The organism is Lishizhenia tianjinensis, assembly GCF_900116425.1.
GTDB lineage: Bacteria > Bacteroidota > Bacteroidia > Flavobacteriales_D > Crocinitomicaceae > Lishizhenia > Lishizhenia tianjinensis.
The window spans coordinates 279,134-298,506 of sequence record NZ_FPAS01000002.1 but is presented as its reverse complement, the minus strand read 5'-3'; the positions used below and the strand labels follow the sequence as shown (position 1 = coordinate 298,506).

The window sequence follows — 19,373 nt, the reverse complement described above, 5'->3', positions numbered from 1 at the left end:
CAATATTAATTTAGGGTTTTGGTTGCAGTTTGTGTACAATTAAACAAGGTCATGGTACAATAGTATGTTCCTGGAACATTCGTATTAATCGCATTATCCGTACTACCTGTACTCCAAATATAACTGGCGTCCGGGTGCAAAGGTACAGCTAGCTTTACTCCTCCGTCACAATCTTCCAATGACTGCTCTTCTATTTCTAATTGGTTTAGGTAGTGAAACTCTACTTGCAAATCATCATTTGTTGAATTATGATCGTACATACCGTTAGGGAGACTTATATTTACATTGAAATCGTAATATGTATTGGTATTGAAATTAAACTTTTTAATTTTTAAAACATATTGTGCTTGCGTGGGTAAACTTTGGTATACCCAAAATGAGTCTATTAGTCGACCAAACAACCTTAATTCAACTTTAAATGAATCTATAGTAAATTGGGAATAATTCCTCAACAATACATGTATAGAATCGTTGTGCCAACAAGAATTAATTGAAGGAGAAATAACGGAATCTATCCCTAAATCTCTGTAGGTAGAATAATTTACATCAAACTCATCTGCCCCTATATCCGGAAATAATGGATTTCTGAGGTCTCCATCAATGTCAGTTAAAACAAAATCAACCAATTCAGCAGCACTGTCTGCTTGAGCTAAATTATCAACATGTAAATCAATAAGAGAACTATAATTAGGGTTCACAAAATAAGAATTTTGATCTAGCCCAAGTGCCTTCCATTCATCATAGGTTTTGTATATCTCTTGCCCCACATTGTATTCCTCAGAAAAAGAATCGGTTACATGATGATAAATATTTTTATCTATCTCCCAGTTCAATCCTTGAATATTAAAAAGAACTCCTTGGTAGACAAAACCTCCTGAGTCTACTTTGAAAATATTATTAACAATTTTCACATTAGGGAATTGAGTAGTCATACTATTACCACCTAACCATACTATTCCTTCTAAAGACGTGCCCGTTTTTCTAAAATTATTATGACTCACCCATTTTAATCCATTCCCACTTAAGCTCAACTGTCTTTCATCAGAAGAGAAGAAGTTATTATAGATTAACGCTGTATCTTGCTGATTCAACACAGAGATAGCACTGTAGAAATGATTGTTCCAAACCCCTAGTTTTCTAAAGTTTTTAAATGTAGTTGAATAGTTTTTTAATTGAGAATTATAAAATACTAATGAATCAATTTTTTCCAATTGAATAGTACCTCCCGTAAATCTAGAATTAGAAACTTTAAAAAAGCCGCTAGGCTCAGCTGAAATCGTTATTCCAACCCTTAAGCTGGTAGCATTATTAAATGCACAAGAATCAAAAAACACACTGTCCAATTTACTATAGATGGAGTTATCTGTATACATATATAGTCTATAAAACCCAGAAAAAGTACATTGAGTAAAACTTAAATGTTGGACGTTTCTTACCATCAACGCACCTAATGTGAAATTTGGACCATTCTGATTATAACTAGGGTCAAAGAAGGTAAGATACTTAAAATGTACATTTTTTAATCTGTAAAAATCGAACATCCCAAATTCCCCAAATAAAGTTACAGCTGATGAATCTTGAGCCAAGGATTGGATGATTAAGGAATCTGAACCCATTCCAAGGAAAGGTGAAAGTTCTATAGGTGAATTGGTTTGGTTGGAATGAATCCCATCAATAAGGTTCAAGACAACTTTACCACAAACACCGTAGTCTTGAATGTAAGTCAATGCTTCCAAAAGGTGGTCAAAATCAGAACTAACATCCCCCACGGTATACGCACCAGACAATCTTGAATGAACCACTATTTCTCCTGTGTTATTGGAGCCATCTTGATCTATTTGACCATTCGGTGAAACTAAAGTGATGGTTAATGAACTCAATATCCCACTTTGCACGGGTATTAAACCTAAATTAACCACGCTCGATGTACCGGGAGTAAGAGTTTGTTGAATTTGTAGCGTATCATAAAATGCATTTTCATAATTGATATACACAAAAAAACTATCTACTATTTGTGAACCAAAATTGGTGACCGGTATCGAAAAATTATAATTAGAACCAACGCATAAAGATGTATCTAATAGGGTCGAATTATTTACGCCTAAATTATAGTTAAATACATCAAACTCTAATGCTCCTAAGTCGGGGTTAAGTGTATCCCTAACTACTCCGTTAAAATCAAGCGAAACATTTGGTAAATAATTCGCCACTCCATTTATCAAAACATTTGTTGGTTTAAACAAAACCGAATCGCTAAACATGGGGTTTAAAGCAATTGAATTGGTATCATAACCAGAATTAGTTAGATAATCAGAGACATCAGCAAAACTATTGAAGTTAATACTTCCGAAAGAATACCCTGAATTTGTGGGAGTAAAAAACAAATTGTCTTCAGACGAAAGGGAAGACTGATAGGCGTTTATAAATTTCTTATTAAAGGTGAAAATATTATTTTTCACTTCGAAAGAATCGATATTAGAAAGATCAAAAACCAAGTTTGACGAAGAATAGCTAGGATCATAATTTTGATAAACGACCGTATTATGAAGAAAGTGAAGATATTCAGAGTTATCCAGCTCAAAGGCCTTGTTAAAATTGTCCGACCTTGCATCAAAAATATTGTTGGTCATCCAAATCCCGGTAGAATCTGTCCCTTCACAATCTACAATTTTCAAGCAATTAAACTCTCCATCAATTTTGAACTTATTGGCATTTAAATTTAAATCATCAACATTTTCCAAATTCACAAGGGGCTGATCAAAAAAATCGAAATCAGTGGCATAGAATTCATTGTTACCAATTTGAATCTGCGATCCATAATCAATTTTTATAGCTGATCGTTTTTGATTGAAGAATTTGGAATTCTTAATAACTAAATTTAACGGTGCTTGATTTATAAAAGTATTGGCCGTATTCTCTACATAAATTCCATAACCAAAATTGGTAAACGTACACTCATCAACTAAAATATTTCTACAGTCACCATTATAACTCGAAGTATTTGCACCCCCGTACAGGTAAACCCCATAGGTAAAGTAAGATTGATTTAGAACATCTGTAGTTTTAAAATCTATGTTTTTCAAATGGACAAATTCTACACTATCCCTCAATAGAACTAACTTTTTAAAAGCATCAGTTTGAATGTATTCAAAAGTTAAATCTTTAATTGTCAGATGCCGCGTTAAATTTACATCCACTAATGCTGGTGAGGATAATCCAGCATTATTATACGTTGGTAGACTATAGTGTATTAGCACACTGTCTTTATTCCCAGCTAATGACTGAATAGTTATACTATGACTTGTATCGATTACTGGAACCTTATCCAATATAATACCATCTAGGTAAACTCCAGACTTCACATTAAAAGTAACATCACTGCAAGACCCGTAAGTAGAAAGTTGTTTTGTTGCTTCTATCAAACTAACAAAATCACTCAATGAATCGCCCACTGTGTACACACCACTTAATCGCTCACCTTTGTAGAAGTACTCTGTTGTATCATTCAGAGTATAGGTATCTAGCACGCCGTTTGGCATGGCTGACCAAATTTTAAAATTCTGAATCCCAATAAAATCTGAATGTGAACCTAATACAATATTGGAAACACTTTCCCCTGGTAAAAGGGTACCCGTCCAGAACACACTATCTACAAAAAGATCATTAACACTATAGTATATCCAACAATTACTAATCGTATTTGGCCCCATGTTGTACAGCTCAACTTCTACATCCTCTTGAAAGTAACAAAGACTGGAATCGAAATACATGATATTATTAACACCTATGTTATTAGGTGTACACGGAACTGTAGTAAACTGATGAATAATAGTATCCAATTGTCCATTGAACAAATTTCCACCATTTACTTGATCTATCCATATCATATAATGGTTTGTATCTGCAGAAAAATCGTAATGACCCAGATAAAAATTTAATAGTGTATCAAAAGGTAATAGGCTTCCTGACCATGATTGACTCTGAATCGCACCACCATTTACTTGCCATTTCAAATCAATGGAATTAACGGTATCATTTCCAAAACTTAATATATCAAGGTATAAATCAGACGAGTCAGCACAAGCACCATTGGAATGTAAGCTGCTGTTGGACAATAATAAAACATCCACTAGTGTATCATTGGCACAATAAGCAGAAGAATCCATTACCATATTTGTATACAAACAAGTTCCGTTCGAAAAACTTTCGGCCATAATGAGGTTTCCAGCAAGTTCATTGTTATAACTAATAGCCCTATTGTACTCTCCTAAATCAAAGTCTCCCGTCATTATATCCTGACCATTATCTACCCAGTACAAACAATGTCCATGACCAAAAGCTGACAAGGCATATGTTTCAAAATCATACTTGTTATTTAAAGGTATACCTCCTGTATAAGTGAATAAAGTAGTGGATGAAAAAGTTATATCACAATCTAACAACTGGCCGCAATTATTATATCTAATTGTAGCATTATAAAGCACACCAAACCCTAATTGAGTAGAACGGGTAAGTAAGTTCACCCCATCATAGGGTGTTGACGAGCTTGCGGATGAACTTATAAATTATTGTTCCAGTTTATCCCTGTTGCACACTTCCATTTATTTCGTGCACTCGTCAAACGGCTATTCGCATAGAAATCTAAATTACTATTCAAACTCCAGCTCATTCCACCACTTCCATTTTGATTGCCCAAACCAATTATTTCGCCATTCCAATTCACAACGGAATAAGGAACATACAAACTATCAGTGGAGAAGTAATCCACATCATTTAAAGTAAGTCGTATAAGCCCTGTACTCGCTTTAGTTGGGACATATGCTTTTATCAAGGTGTCCGTCCAAACTAAATAATCAGTTACAGAATCTAAAGGTTCATAAACAGTAACATGGTATTCGGGATCTTCAAAAGAGATATAATTAACAGAGTCTACTCCTTGGGTACCAAAACCAGACCCCGTAATTGTAATAAGTGAATTCGTTCCTGCGGTAATTGCATTCGGGTAAAAGGAGAAATTATTCCCTTGACCTAAAGACTTTGGGGTCATGTTTAAATTAATAACGGTAGGTTGACCAAGAAACGAACGTATATCATTTTCTAGATCTGTAACACTAGAGAGGTTAAAGACATCAAAAGCAACTCCCTTTTCATACTTGTAAAAGCCTTGTTTTTCCGAAAAAACATGATAATAACTTCCTGAAATATTATTCAAGAAAAACAATCCTTGTTCACCTTCTTTTAACTGAAGATTTGCAGTATGAATTATCTTTTCATTTCCAATAGTTCCACCTTTGGTAATAATGGTAATCAAATTTGTATCACAATCTCCCTTAAATTGAGTTGTAAGTTCTACCAAATTATGGGTTTCGATATTGGTATTATTTTTCACCCATAAAGAAGTCTGATCTATAACTCGTCCTTTAACAATATGATTTGCGTTAAGAACCTTAGTGTTTAAATCAACGGGAATCAATCCTTTTTGAGCAATAGAATATCGAGTATAACCAATAATACTAAAAACAAGAAAGAGGACCTTTAGGAGTTTGAAAACTGAATATGACATTAGTAGTTAAATCGTTAATTATCAAAACCAAAGATAATCACAATTCAATCAAATCATAAATTCTCCTAGAGAAGATTAGGGCAACAATAGGCAGGACTACCTCAGTAATCTATTTCTTCAACTTAATCGGCGCCTTTAATTCTGGTCCGGAAAGTAAGCTTCCGATTTTCTTGGTATTGGGAAACTCATCCAAGATAATTTTAATAAATACGGTAATAGGAATGGACATAATCATACCTGGGATTCCCCAAATGAAGCCCCAGAACATTAACATAACCAAAATGGCAATAACGTTAATGGAGAATGATTTCCCCATCATAACAGGTTCTACTATTCCTCCGAATACTGCTTGAACTCCTGTAATTACCAGAACAAAAAATAGTAAAGTTCCTGTAGGATCTAATTCTACTAGAGCAAAAATGGCCAAACAAACCACAGATATAATAGACCCAATCATTTGTACGAAATTGATCAAGAAAGCAAACAATCCCCAGAAAATTGGGAAACTTACATCGAAGGCCAAACAAGCCAAACTAAATCCTATTCCTGTAAACAAACTCACCCAAAATTTCACCTTTACGAAAGTGATGAGCTCGCTTTCTATTTTCATAAAGGTTTTAATAGAAGTAAACTCATTTCTAATCACGAAATCTTGTAGGAGCTTTTGTACGTTGATAGATTCTGCCAACCACAAAACCGTAAAGAATATGGTAGTTAAAGTCATGGACAATAAGTTAGATACAGCTCCAAAAGCACCACCTAATTTATCCATGATTTTAAATTGATCTGCCACATCTTTCAATGCTGCCTCTTTGGAACTCACTTCCATACCCAACATTTCTTGACCTGAAGTTATCAAATAAGCTATTTTCTCTTTGGCTTTTACAAAGAACTCTGGGTCTGCATTTCTAATTTCACGCGAAGCCAGTGCGAATATTTCCACACCGAGATAAATAACTCCGGCAAATACGATAAGGGAAATTACTATGGATAAAATTCTTGGAATTCCTTTGTTTCTTAACCACCTCATTAATGGTAAAAACAACAAAGCAATGAACATAGAAAATACTAAGGGAACAAAAATGAAAGACAACACTTTCAATAAATAAAAACATAAAGCGATCACCATTACTAAAAGCAGGCGATTGGTCATTTTTAAATCTTTCATTTGAGTTGAGTTTTAATTCTTAGTATCGGTTCGCAAAAGTATACCTTTTTCGGTACTTTTTAATGATAACTGTCAGTTTTAAAACGAAAAAACCTCCTGTGTCTCTCTAAAGAATAAACTTCAAATCATCACAGGAGGTAATTCAAATATAATTTGTGTTTTATACCACGATGTTTACAATTCTTCCTGGTACAACGATCACTTTTTTCGGTGCTTTTCCTTCTAAATATTTTTGAGATTGCTCCATAGCTAACACTTCCTTTTCAACGTCTTCTTTCGACATTGAAGTTGGTAATTCAGCTTTAAACCTCATCTTACCATTGAAACTAACGGGGTATGCAAAAGCATCTTCAACTAAGTACTCTTCCTTGAATTCTGGGAAAGTTGCATAACTGATTGTTCCTGCTTCGTGACCTAATTTCGTCCAAAGTTCTTCGGCAATGTGAGGTGCGTATGGAGATAATAAAATAGTCAAGCTTTCTAAAATCTCTTTGTTATTACACTTTAACTCTGTTAATTCATTTACAGCAATCATAAATGCAGAAACTCCTGTATTGAAAGAGAAACGCTCTAAATCTTCGTGTATTTTCTTGATCGTTTTGTGCAAAGTCTTCAAGGCTTTTTTGTCCGCCTCTCCTTCAGAAATAACAACATTGTTCTCTGCATCGTGGAACAAACGCCATAATTTTCTCAAGAAGTTATGTACCCCATTGATACCTTTTGTATCCCAAGGTTTTGCTTGATCGATAGGACCTAAGAACATTTCGTACATACGCAAAGTATCTGCTCCGTACTTCTCTACCAAGTCGTCTGGGTTTTGAACGTTGAATTTAGATTTTGACATCTTTTCAACTTCATGACCACAAACATAAGTCCCATCGTCTTCTAAAATAAACTCAGCATTCGCAAATTCTGGTCGCCAGTTTTTAAAAGCTTCAACATCCAACTTATCGTTATCAACTATATTGATGTCTACGTGAATTCTTGTTGTTTGGTAATCCTTACGTTTTCCAAAACTCACAAAAGTGTTGGTATCCTTTACACGGTAAACAAAGCTACTTCTTCCCAAGATCATTCCTTGGTTAATCATTTTTTTGAAAGGCTCATCGAAAGGAACAAATCCTAAATCGTATAAGAATTTACACCAGAAACGAGCATATAACAAGTGACCTGTAGCGTGCTCAGCACCACCGATGTATAAATCAACATTTTGCCAGTAATCCACTTTGTCTTTAGCAACAAACTCATTTTCGTTGCTAGGATCCATGTAACGCAAGAAATACCAAGAACTACCTGCCCAACCTGGCATGGTATTCAATTCCATAGGCCATGTACATGTTCCGTTCTGCTTTTCGTTATCCTTCAAGATCTTCTTGTTGATACACCAGCTCCACGTTTTGGCATTTCCTAAAGGTGGCTCACCATCCTCTGTAGGTAAATACTTGTCAACCTCAGGTAAAGTAATCGGCAAGAACTCATCTTCTATCATTTTCGGAATACCGTTCTCATAGTACACAGGGAAAGGTTCACCCCAGTAACGTTGTCTTGAGAATACTGCATCTCTCAACCTGTAGTTCACTTTTGCTTTCCCTAATCCTTTTTCTTCAATAGCTGCAATTGCTTTGGCCATCGCTTCTTTTACCTCTAAACCTGATAAGAAGTCAGAATTGGCTATTGTACCTGATTTTTCTGCATAAGCCGCTTCAGAAATATCTACATCTTCAAAGATGTTTTTGATTGCTATATCGAAGTGCTTTGCAAAATCGTAATCTCTTTGATCTCCACAAGGAACGGCCATAACAGCACCTGTTCCGTAAGAAGCCAACACGTAATCTCCTATCCAAACTGGAATTTTTTCTCCAGAGAAAGGATGAATAGCATAAGCTCCAGTGAACTGACCGCTAATATTTTTCGTTTCAGACATTCTATCACGCTCTGATTTTAAACCTGCCGCTTTTTGGTATGCCTCAACTTGTTCTTTGTATTCTTCCGTTGTGATTTGAGCTACTAATTCGTGCTCTGGAGCCAACACCATGAATGACACTCCGTAAATAGTATCTGGACGCGTAGTAAATACCTCGATATTTCCAGCTCCATTTTCTAAAGCGAAACGCACAGAAGCACCTGTACTCTTCCCTATCCAGTTACGTTGTATATCTTTGATTGAATCTGTCCAATCTACTTTTTCTAATCCTGTTAACAAGCGCTCTGCATACGCTTTAATACGCATAGACCATTGACGCATTAATTTTTGCTCAACTGGGTGTCCACCTCTTTCTGAAACTCCATTTACGATTTCATCATTGGCCAATACAGTACCTAATGCTGGACACCAGTTTACCCAGCTATCAGCCAAGTAAGTCAAACGGTAATCCATCAAGATGTCACTCTGTTTCTTTGCATCAAAAGCTTTCCACTCTTCAGCAGTGAATTCAATTTCGCAATTGTGTTCAGCGTTAACAGATGTGTTTCCTTCTGTTTCAAACTTTGCTATCAACTCATCAATAACAACCGCCTTGTTGGCATCGTAATCGTAGTAAGCGTTAAACAACTGCTTAAAAATCCACTGCGTCCATTTGTAGTAAGATGGATCTGAGGTTCTTACCTCTCTATCCCAATCAAATGAAAAACCGATTTTATCCAGCTGCTCACGGTAACGTTTTAAGTTAGCCTCTGTAGTTATTGCCGGATGTTGTCCAGTTTGAATGGCATATTGCTCTGCGGGTAAACCAAAAGAATCATACCCCATAGGGTGCAAAACATTGTATCCTTGTAAACGCTTGTATCTAGAAAAAATATCAGAAGCAATGTATCCCAGAGGGTGACCAACGTGTAACCCAGCCCCAGAAGGGTAAGGGAACATGTCTAAACCGTAAAACTTCTTTTTATCTTTGTTTTCCTCTGTCTTGAAAGTTTTGTTTTCTGCCCAAAACTTTCTCCATTTTTGTTCTATCTCCTGAAAATTATATTCCATCTCTATGCGTCTGAATTTTAAGGCTACAAAAATAAAGATTAAAATGAAGATGTACTAAAATATGAGCATTTGTGATATAATGCTTTACTTAAAATTTCACACACGTGATAAAAACTACATCACTGAATCAAACAAGTTCGAATTAACCTGAAAATCATCGGTCACCCCCTCTTACTTAATAGGTCATTCATCCCTAAACAATTCCATTCTACCCCTTCAAAAAATTGTAAAACGTTTTAAATACGTTTTGAAAATACTTAAAAATTCATTCGTCGAAAAAAATGAAAATTTGGACAGATTTTTTTTGCCACTACTTGTAATTGACGTATACTTACAGTGACGAATAACACAATAACAGTGATGAAAAACATTTCAAGTGTGCAATTTGAGGTGATTCACCCTCACTTATTTACAGTAATACCCCCTCAATTAAACGATAGGTATTTCAAGTGGTTTACAAGAACTACTCGCCAAGTAAACGATAGTTGTACGGAGTGAAATTCATGACTGTGACAAATAAACAAAATTTATAAACACTAAGAACTACTGCGCTTTACAACACGCCTCATTTTATTTAGACTATATAATTAGTTAAATGAAAACAATTATGGAAAAACTAATTACACTTCTAGCATTTTTCATGAGTACGTTTTGTATGTCGCAGAACTATATGCCTGTTAGTCAAACTTGGTTTAAATCCAACGATGATGTATACGGCAGTTTCTTTGGCTTGTTTTCCTATCCAGCTTATAACAATACTAATGTTGTCTATTGGGGAGACAACTCTTCTAATAATTGGACTGCAATTGGAAATCCCTTCCTTTCATCAACCTCACCTAAATATTATTCTTCAGCAAATACTGATGTAAATTTCAACCCGTGTATTTATTTCGATGGTATAGATGACAAGCTAGATTTAGGGGATAATAAACCCTTCAGTCAAACAACTGGCTTAACCTACTTCGTGGTGGTTCAACCTGACCAAACGATAAAGCCGGAAGCTTTTGTATTTGATTTTGGAAGTTTTGCCAACAAAGGTTACGGTCTTACCCACTCTTCCGATACTTCGGTTTTTTACTCGGCTACCGCTGGTTCTAATGGAGGAGCAGTGAAATATCACAAGCATAATCATGCTACAAGACCCGTTATAATCCGTTACGAAATAGAATTTGGTGTGGAACAAAGACTTTTCTATCAAGGCGAATATATACCAAGTGCAACTTCTACTATTACTTTACCAAACATCAACGCCAATGCAGTTGCCTTTAATAATATAAACGGTCCCTCTAAAGGTCCATTCACCATAGGTAGACAGAGTAAAGACAATGGATTAAACGGAATTGTAAATGGTAACGGGAACGGAAATGGAAATGGAAATGGTAACGGAAACGGGAATAACACCATTCGTGCTTTTCAAGGAAAAATAATGGAAATTATGGGGATTGAGAATCTTTTGAATCCCCAAGAAGCTAGAACTATTGAGAGCTATCTTGCGTTAAAATATTCAATTACTCTGGACAATACAGGCTACAATACAGGTCTGCCTTTATTAAATTATATTGCATCTGATGGAAGCAATTTATACAGTGTTTACAGTGACCCTAGTTACTACAATGACATTATAGGAATAGGTGAAGATGAAAATACAGGTTTATCACAAAAGCAATCCCACACCCAACAAGATGACTTTAGAATCTACATTGGAAATTTAGCAAATGATAACTTCAGCAATACAGGTAATTTTAGCTCGAATGGATCTACCTTACAATTTTTAGTTGCGGGAAATAATTTAGGAGCCACTTATGCCACAACAGCTTCCATGATAGAAAAACCTGCTTCACTTTTCAGCAGAGTAGAACGCGAATGGAAAATTGAAAACACTAATTTCACAGGAAGTTTTAGCATAGATGTTGAGTTAGCAAACTATGCCTTGAACAGTGGTATTACGCTGGCTGATTTAAGATTATTAATTGATGACGATGGTGACTTCACAGATGCGCAAAGCTTTTCTACCGCGAGTGGAATAAGCTTTTCGCTCAATGGAAACATGTTAACTATAGCCAACATACACGACAGTATCTTCCCAAGTAATTCTACAAAATTTATCACTTTAGGATCTGTAGGAGTAGGAACTCCTCTGGCCGTTGAATTAAATTATTTTGAAGCGACTTACCAGGCATCTGACAACCACGTTTTATTAAACTGGGAAACGTTAACTGAAGTAAACAATGAATCATTCATCATTGAAAAATCTACCGATTCTGAAAACTGGGAAGTATTAACTCAAATACCAAGTGCCGGAAACAGCTACGCACCACAACAGTACAATGTTGAAGATAGGAATGTACTCTCAGGAATTTACTACTACAAATTGCTTCAAAACTCCTTAGATGGTGAACAGATCGTCTTGGAAACCGTTTCTGCAGAAATTACAACTGAACAAGAAACTATACATCTTTACCCAAACCCAGCAGATAATTTTATCAACTTAAATGCGCCGAACATTTCAAAAAAATCTATTCAAATATTAAATGCACAAGGTGTTGTAGAACAGCAACTACCGATCGTGGTGAAAAACATAGACACCCTTTTTATTGACATTTCATCTTTACAGCGGGGACTGTACTTCATGGTTATTGACGGGAAAAGTTATAAATTTAACCGACTTTAACCCCTCATGGAAAAAAGAGAACGTATACATTTCGCCAATCGCATTGCCCACTTTCAACCCGATAAGAAACAACTCTTTTTCACAAACAACACCTTTCACTTTCTGTTGCTCTCCAACGGTATTGCTATACTTGGGGCTCTTCCTTTTCTAAGTTTCATTGGTACAACATGGGAAGAATTAAGTATAATACATATCCTGATAGTAAGCTTATTTTTCCTGATTACCTCGGTTGTTTCCATAGGTTATCACAAGAGTGCGAAAAACAAAAATCTTTTAATTTTTGATGGGAATAAGAAATTTATACTTCGAGGAAAGGAAGGAATAGCTTTTGATAAAATCAAAGCTGTTGGAGTGAAAAGACATGTGCATTATGATGAATACGACAACTATACCTACAGCTACGAACTTCTTCTTCAACTAAAAAATGGGAAGCATTTAAGTATCATGAATGATGAAAATAAATATGACATAGACATCTTGAAAAGTTGGGTTAAAAAAATACTTCAAACTACTTAAGTACATTAACATGACCTAGTTGTTCTTCACGTACACCTTCTGAATTGGTGAATTTTATTTTCCATATATAGGTGCCATCCTTTACCATTTCACCTTGTAAATTTTTACCATCCCAACCCACATTCTTGTCAAAGGATTCATGAATCAATTCTCCCCAACGATTATAAATTTCAAGAGAGAATTCAGAAATATCATAAATCACAATTTTAAACACATCATTTACTCCGCTACCGTTCGGTGTAAAAGCATTCGGAGCATATATCGTTGTTAAGGGATAGATGTAAACTGAGATATAACTTGAATCTCTACATCCCCATTCATTGATTAACAATTGATACGGCCTATGGTATCCGCCCTCCTGATAAATATGGGTAGTGAATCTATCGCTGGTGAACACACTGTCATTAAAATAATAGTAATGTTCAACTCCTTCGTGACTCAAATCTTCAAAGGTAAATGTGTTATGAAAAATATCCGTAACTGTTGGTGTAACAAAGAAAGCAGAATTGGGAGAAGGTTTTACATCAATAAAAGCAGGCTTGGTGAGGGTGGTATCCACCATACAACCTTCAGTAACCTTAATATTTAAACTTACGTCATAGAGTCCAGGGTTATCATACACGTGAATGGGATTTTGGTGCGTAGAGCTTTGTCCATCACCAAAAGTCCATAAATAAGTTATGGGTGCATCAGCATCGGAACTGTCTTGAAACAAAACTTGAGCGGGAGCACAATGCAGGGCAGGGTCTATATAAAAATTAATGGTTGGCTCCATAAAAATGAATACAGAGTCGATGTAACTTGATGTACAACCATTTTCTTCAATATGAAAGGTAATAGGTATAAATCCACTTGTATCAAAAACAACACCCGTCACATCCTCTGTTTGTACAGAATCTACATTGGCATGACCATCAAAGGTCCATAAATACTGCGTTCCCATACCAGAGTATTGACCTTCTCCTTCAAAATCATATAAATTCCCGGTAATACACATTGAGTCGGGTTGATCGAAAGTATTGGTTATTTCCTCATAGAAATAGAAGGTTTCTACCGTTGTATCAGAACATGCCCAACCTGGATTTACGATAAGTGTAACTTGATACATACCTTCTGCGGGGAAGGTAAACGTAGGTTCAAAATTTGTGCTTTGGTCTGAAGTAGTACCTGCCACACCAAAATCCCATTCGTAATTAGACCCACCGTAACTTTGATTGTCAAAAGTAAAGGTTAACCCATCACAAAAAGACACAAAACCAGGGGTATTGACTTGTTCAGTGATAATGGACTCCAAACTGATATCACAATTAATCACCTTAAATAAAAAATCTCTTCTAGTTACGCCTATTTGTACCCCGTTTCTATATTCATACACACATACTCCCACGGCATACAACCCAAGGTTTTGCGGACTAGCTGTAAGCAATCCTGTTACTGGGTCTAAATTTATTGGACTATTTCCTCCAAAAGGTTGAGTTGCAGAAAATCCACCAGACCAATTTACAGGTGTGTATGGTGGAGCGCTGGCAGGATTCACTACAGGCATAGCACTTGTTCCACCATGAAAAGGCGTACACAATTCATACACTAAACTGTCACCATCTGGATCCGTTGCAGCGTGATCGAAAATCAATTCATCGTTGTTACATACCACTAAAGGCGGGAAATTATTAAATCGAGGTGAACTATTTACTAAAGCTCCGAGCGGCGGTGCTGGAATTTCAGTGGTTAGGGTCAATCCTGTATCATCAGGAACCAATAAGTTGACAACATTCGGCCCCCTACAACACCTTTGATAACTCAAAGTAAAGCCATTGATATTGGTGGGAAGCGTAATCACCTTTTGATAAATTGCTTCTTCTACACAAACGTTGGTTGGAGGATTAATACAGGGATTCGAAAACTGTAAGGGCAACACTTGAGAGCCAGGAAAAGGTACATCCACGTTTAAAACCATGGTTCCATTCCCATCAAAAATGGTCAAAGGCAACGGGTTGTCAAATTGTGCACCTGTAGAAAAACAATCTCTGTACAATTTGATTGTGACTCTGTACTGGTTCCCTCCCAAATTATCATAGTAAATTTCACCTCCCACAATGTGCGATGCAAAACTCAAACTCGAAATGAGTAGCCATGATAGTATTAGGATAGTCTTCACAATAAAATGAACGTTTAAAAACTAATTTTAGTTGTCCTTATTTAATATAAAAATAACGAAAGTTAAACAGTGTAACACCACTTAGAATCAGAAACTAAACTTACTTATACACTTCTAAACTTCATCCTCGTATTTATTACTCAATAAAAGCTCAGGAAACTGCATAGGATTTTCATATTTATACCACATCCCTAACTGTAAACTTTTATAATTCGAAACAATTTTCGCCGTGCTTTTGTCGCTTTCATCGAAAGTGACCCCAGGCTTACCTAACATCTCTAGCGCATAGGGGTAATAATCTCTTTTTAATACATGACTACTGCAAACACCATTAATAATTTCTCCATATAATTCATACATGATTACATGAAAAATCAGGTGCACAGCATCTTCTTTATGTATAAAGTTGGTTGGGTGCCATCCCCCCTTTACGTCTGTTTTTCCTGCGAAATATTTGGCGGGCTGTCTATCTCCACCTACTAATCCTCCCATACGCAAGATGCTTAAACGCTTGCCCAATTTTTTATACAAGACCGTTTCGGCATCAATTAAAACACTACCAGAGCGTTTAGAGGGACTGGTTGGACTAGTTTCGTCTACCACCTTTAAGCTGTCATCATAAACGGAAGTAGAACTGATAAAAACCATTTTCTGCTGAGGACTTAACATAGCGGCAATATTGGCTAATACCTCCACATAGTTATCCAACTTACTCGGAGATACGGCAAAAACAATTACGTCCTTATCCTCTAGCCAATCAAACAACTCGGCAGAATATTCTGTATTTAAATCTATGTGAGCCGCAGCTATGCCTAAGGCTTCGATTTCATTCAAACGACTAGCCGATGAAGTAATAGCCGACACCTTTTCATTCATTATCCTAAGTCTCACCCCAGTTGGTTTTCCCAACCATCCAAATCCTATAATTCCTATACTCTGCATTTCATCATCAACTTTCGCTTATGCTAAAAATAAGATCCCTTTGAAAATATTGATCAATATCAGTCACAAATTAACAGTAATCTCCCCTAAAAAACACTTTTAACTCAACTTTGTAACTTATTTTTGCAGCATGAAAAATTCTTTCAGCAAGGCATTTATTCGCTTCAATTGGTTAACCCTCGTATTAATTTATTTAGTTGTAATTGCAGGAAGTTTTGTGCGCATTACAGGATCTGGAATGGGATGTCCGGATTGGCCCAAATGTTTTGGACAATGGGTTCCCCCTACAACGGATGAAAATCTACCCGACAATTACAAGGATATTTACTCTGAAAAACGAGCAAAAAAAGTGGCTAAGTTTTCTAATTTCTTAGAAACACTGGGAATGGAAGAAACAGCCAACAAACTAAGAAACGATAAATCTCTGTTGATAGAACAAGACTTTAACGGTAGAAAAACTTGGACGGAGTATGCTAACCGACTTTTTGGTTTTTTAGCAGGAAATGGAGTACTGATTGTTTTTCTTTGGATCATCTTAAAATACAGGAAGGAAAAACTTTTCTTTTTGAGTTTTATTAACCTTATTATACTGGCTGTACAAGCGTGGTTCGGTTCTATTGTGGTTGCAACTAATTTAGTACCATGGACCATAACTGTTCACATGTTCTTGGCATTGGTCATCATTTGTTTACAGTTGCTCATCATTCGAAAAATAAGTGAACCAACTGGCAGAGCTTTACAAGTGTCTAAATCAATCAAAGGAATTATTGTCTTGAGTTTCGCCATCACTTTTATACAAATGTTCCTAGGAACGCAAGTGAGAGAATTTATAGATGAGTTAACCAAGCAAGGTATAGGTAGAGAAGCCTGGAACGATGAAATGGGGATGACCTTTTACATACACAGAAGCTTTAGTTGGCTCGTATTGGTCATGTTAGCCGTATTGGCGTATTTAAATTTCAAATCTGCAAAATCGAAACTTTTGTACAGCGCTTTTATCATTCTGGCAATAGAATTACTCTCAGGTGTATTGTTGGCTCACTTCAACATGCCTGGTTTGGTACAAGTTGCTCACCTCTTGTTTGCTACCATCATCTTTGGTATTTTATTTATTGCCTTAACCAGAAGTTTGTTCCCTCGTACAAATATTTCTACTTTTAGTTGATGGATTTAATTGTAATTATTGGGTATTTCTGCTCCATCCTAATTGGTATTGTTTTAGGTTTAGTTGGAGGCGGTGGAAGTATCTTAAGCATGCCTGTTCTTATTTACCTTTTTAGCGTAAATGAAGAAGTTTCTACCTCTTACTCTTTATTCATTGTGGGAATGTCCTCTTTAGTAGGAGTGTTACAGCGCTTAAAATTCAATTTATTGGCAATACGAGAAGGAATTATCTTCGCCATACCGAGTACCATTACTGCATTTTTCATGCGCAGTTTAATCATGCCCAACATTCCACAAGAATTACATTTTTTCGAATCTACGGTGCTGAAAGATACCGTTATCGTAATTCTCTTGGGTGTTTTAATGATGTTTACCTCTTTAAAGATGCTTTTGGGTAAAGATGCTACGGAGAACGATAAAAAAACACCCCTATCTTTGGTTATCGCATTGGGTATTGCCGTTGGCGTGTTAGCCGGTTTTGTTGGAGCTGGGGGTGGATTCTTGATCGTACCCGCACTTATCTTTATGGGACTACCCATCAAAAAAGCGATCAGTACATCCATGTTGGTAGTTACCATACAGTCTTGCGTGGCTTTTATGGGAGATTTTAACAACCCAAAAATTATGGGCGAAGGCGGTTTGGACTGGAGCTTACTCCTTGTTTTAACAGCACTTACAGTAGGTGGTGTTATCCTTGGTGGAATTTTTTCAAAAAAAATAGACGGAAGTGTACTCAAAAAGGGCTTCGGTGTATTAATTTTACTTGTTGGTGGATTCTTAGTAATGGATAAACTCCACCTTTTTTAGAACTTAGAATGAGAACAAAATACATAGATTTAATTGAACAAACTTTCGATTTTCCGCAAGATGAATTTGCGTTAGAAGACGATGTTTTACAGTTCCACGGTATAGACCTTATGGCACTTATTGCTAAATATGGTACACCTTTAAAGTTCAATTATCTGCCCCAGATATCTAACAATATTCAAAGATGTAAGGGATGGTTTAGTGAAACGATGAATACGATTCGTTACACAGGATCTTACAATTATTCTTATTGTACCAAAAGTTCGCATTTTTCTTTCGTACTGGATGAAGTATTGAAGAATGATGTACACTTGGAAACATCAAGTTCTTACGATATAGATATTATTAACCACTTGTTGGATAAAGGGAAAATCACCAACGATCCGCAAGTTATTTGTAATGGTTACAAGCCAGACAAGTACATAGATAATATTGCAGGTTTAATCAACGACAACCGCATCAAAGTGTTGCCCGTGATGGACAATGCCGATGAGTTGGATAGATTGGTAGGAAAAGTAAACCGAACTATAGATATAGGTATACGTATCGCCTCTGAGGAAGACCCGAAATTCGAGTTCTACACCTCGCGTTTAGGAATGCGTTACCGCGATATTTTACCGTATTACTTAGACAACATTAAAGACAATGAGAAAGTGAACCTTAAAATGCTTCACTTCTTTATTAACACAGGGATAGACGACAACGCCTACTACTGGAACGAATTAACCAAAAGTTTACGCGTTTACTGTGAGTTGAAAAAAGTTTGTCCTTCTTTAGATAGCTTAAACATAGGTGGAGGATTTCCAATCAAGAAATCTCTAGCTTTTGATTACGATTATCCTTACATGGTAAAGGAAATACTATTACAGATACAGAGTGTTTGTAAGGAGTACGATATTCCAGAACCCAACATCTTTACAGAATTTGGATCTTTTACAGTAGGTGAAAGTGGTGGAGCTATCTTTAAAATCATTGCACAAAAACAACAAAACGATAGAGAGAAGTGGAACATGATAGACAGTTCGTTTATGACGAATTTACCAGATACATGGGCCATTAATCAGCGTTTCGTAATGCTACCTATCAATGGATGGAACGAAAAATACGAACGCGTACTTTTAGGTGGATTAACGTGTGATAGTGACGATTACTACAACTCTGAACAGCACGTTAATGCGATATACTTACCAAAATTTACAAAGGATAAAGATTTATACATAGGATTCTTTAACACAGGAGCTTACCAAGAAACCATTGGTGGTTTTGGAGGATTAAAGCACTGTTTGATCCCTGAACCGAAACACATTTTGATCAGTAGAGACAAAATGGGAGTCGTGCAAACGGAAGTTTTTTCTGAGCAACAAAACGCCTCTGATTATTTGGCCATATTAGGTTATCAAAAATAGAATC

General features: G+C 36.1%; 11 protein-coding genes. 5 read left to right on the top strand and 6 right to left on the bottom strand.

The window, feature by feature from the left end; all coding sequences use genetic code 11:
- Positions 1–5: 5 nt before the first annotated feature.
- The 4 genes from BM327_RS07965 to leuS all read right to left on the bottom strand — a co-directional run bounded on the left by BM327_RS07965 (position 6) and on the right by leuS (position 9,705).
- The gene (locus BM327_RS07965; RefSeq protein WP_139230304.1) at positions 6–4,523 is read right to left on the bottom strand and encodes a hypothetical protein; all 4,518 of its coding nucleotides are present in this window, start codon (positions 4,521–4,523) and stop codon (positions 6–8) included.
- Between the two features lie 35 nt (positions 4,524–4,558).
- Positions 4,559–5,563: an IPT/TIG domain-containing protein gene (locus BM327_RS07960; RefSeq protein ID WP_090248034.1), complete on the bottom strand. Its 1,005-nt coding sequence runs from the start codon at positions 5,561–5,563 to the stop codon at positions 4,559–4,561.
- Positions 5,564–5,672: 109 nt separating this feature from the next.
- A complete protein-coding gene (locus BM327_RS07955; protein WP_090248032.1) occupies positions 5,673–6,731 on the bottom strand; it encodes an AI-2E family transporter in 1,059 nt (352 codons plus the stop codon).
- Positions 6,732–6,891: 160 nt separating this feature from the next.
- A complete protein-coding gene (gene leuS / locus BM327_RS07950; protein WP_090248030.1) occupies positions 6,892–9,705 on the bottom strand; it encodes a leucine--tRNA ligase in 2,814 nt (937 codons plus the stop codon).
- 607 nt (positions 9,706–10,312) lie between these two features.
- On the opposite strand from leuS, the gene BM327_RS07945 reads away from it, so the two are divergent.
- On the top strand, positions 10,313–12,376 hold the full coding sequence (locus BM327_RS07945; RefSeq protein WP_170853715.1) for a DUF8202 domain-containing protein: 2,064 nt from the start codon (positions 10,313–10,315) through the stop codon (positions 12,374–12,376).
- Between the two features lie 6 nt (positions 12,377–12,382).
- The gene (locus tag BM327_RS07940; protein ID WP_090248025.1) at positions 12,383–12,892 is read left to right on the top strand and encodes a PH domain-containing protein; all 510 of its coding nucleotides are present in this window, start codon (positions 12,383–12,385) and stop codon (positions 12,890–12,892) included.
- Here BM327_RS07940 and BM327_RS07935 read toward each other — a convergent pair.
- Together BM327_RS07935 and BM327_RS07930 are read right to left on the bottom strand one after the other, a co-directional pair.
- Positions 12,885–15,050 (bottom strand): PKD domain-containing protein, encoded by a 2,166-nt coding sequence (locus BM327_RS07935; protein WP_139230303.1) that lies wholly within the window; start codon positions 15,048–15,050, stop codon positions 12,885–12,887. The two genes, BM327_RS07940 and BM327_RS07935, sit on opposite strands and share 8 nt — an antisense overlap.
- Positions 15,051–15,164: 114 nt before the next feature.
- Complete coding sequence (locus BM327_RS07930) at positions 15,165–15,992, bottom strand: Rossmann-fold NAD(P)-binding domain-containing protein (protein ID WP_090248019.1); 828 nt, start codon at positions 15,990–15,992, stop codon at positions 15,165–15,167.
- Positions 15,993–16,122: 130 nt separating this feature from the next.
- Between BM327_RS07930 and BM327_RS07925 the strand changes: the two genes are divergently transcribed.
- The 3 genes from BM327_RS07925 to BM327_RS07915 are packed head-to-tail and all read left to right on the top strand — an operon-like array spanning position 16,123 to position 19,369.
- Positions 16,123–17,157, top strand: coding sequence for a COX15/CtaA family protein (locus BM327_RS07925; protein ID WP_090248016.1), 1,035 nt, complete (start codon positions 16,123–16,125; stop codon positions 17,155–17,157).
- Entirely contained in the window at positions 17,157–17,963 is an 807-nt protein-coding gene (locus BM327_RS07920; protein ID WP_090248014.1) for a sulfite exporter TauE/SafE family protein, read from the top strand. The genes BM327_RS07925 and BM327_RS07920 overlap by 1 nt, the downstream gene beginning before the upstream one ends.
- Before the next feature lie 8 nt (positions 17,964–17,971).
- Positions 17,972–19,369, top strand: coding sequence for a type III PLP-dependent enzyme domain-containing protein (locus BM327_RS07915; protein WP_090248011.1), 1,398 nt, complete (start codon positions 17,972–17,974; stop codon positions 19,367–19,369).
- Positions 19,370–19,373: the final 4 nt, after the last annotated feature.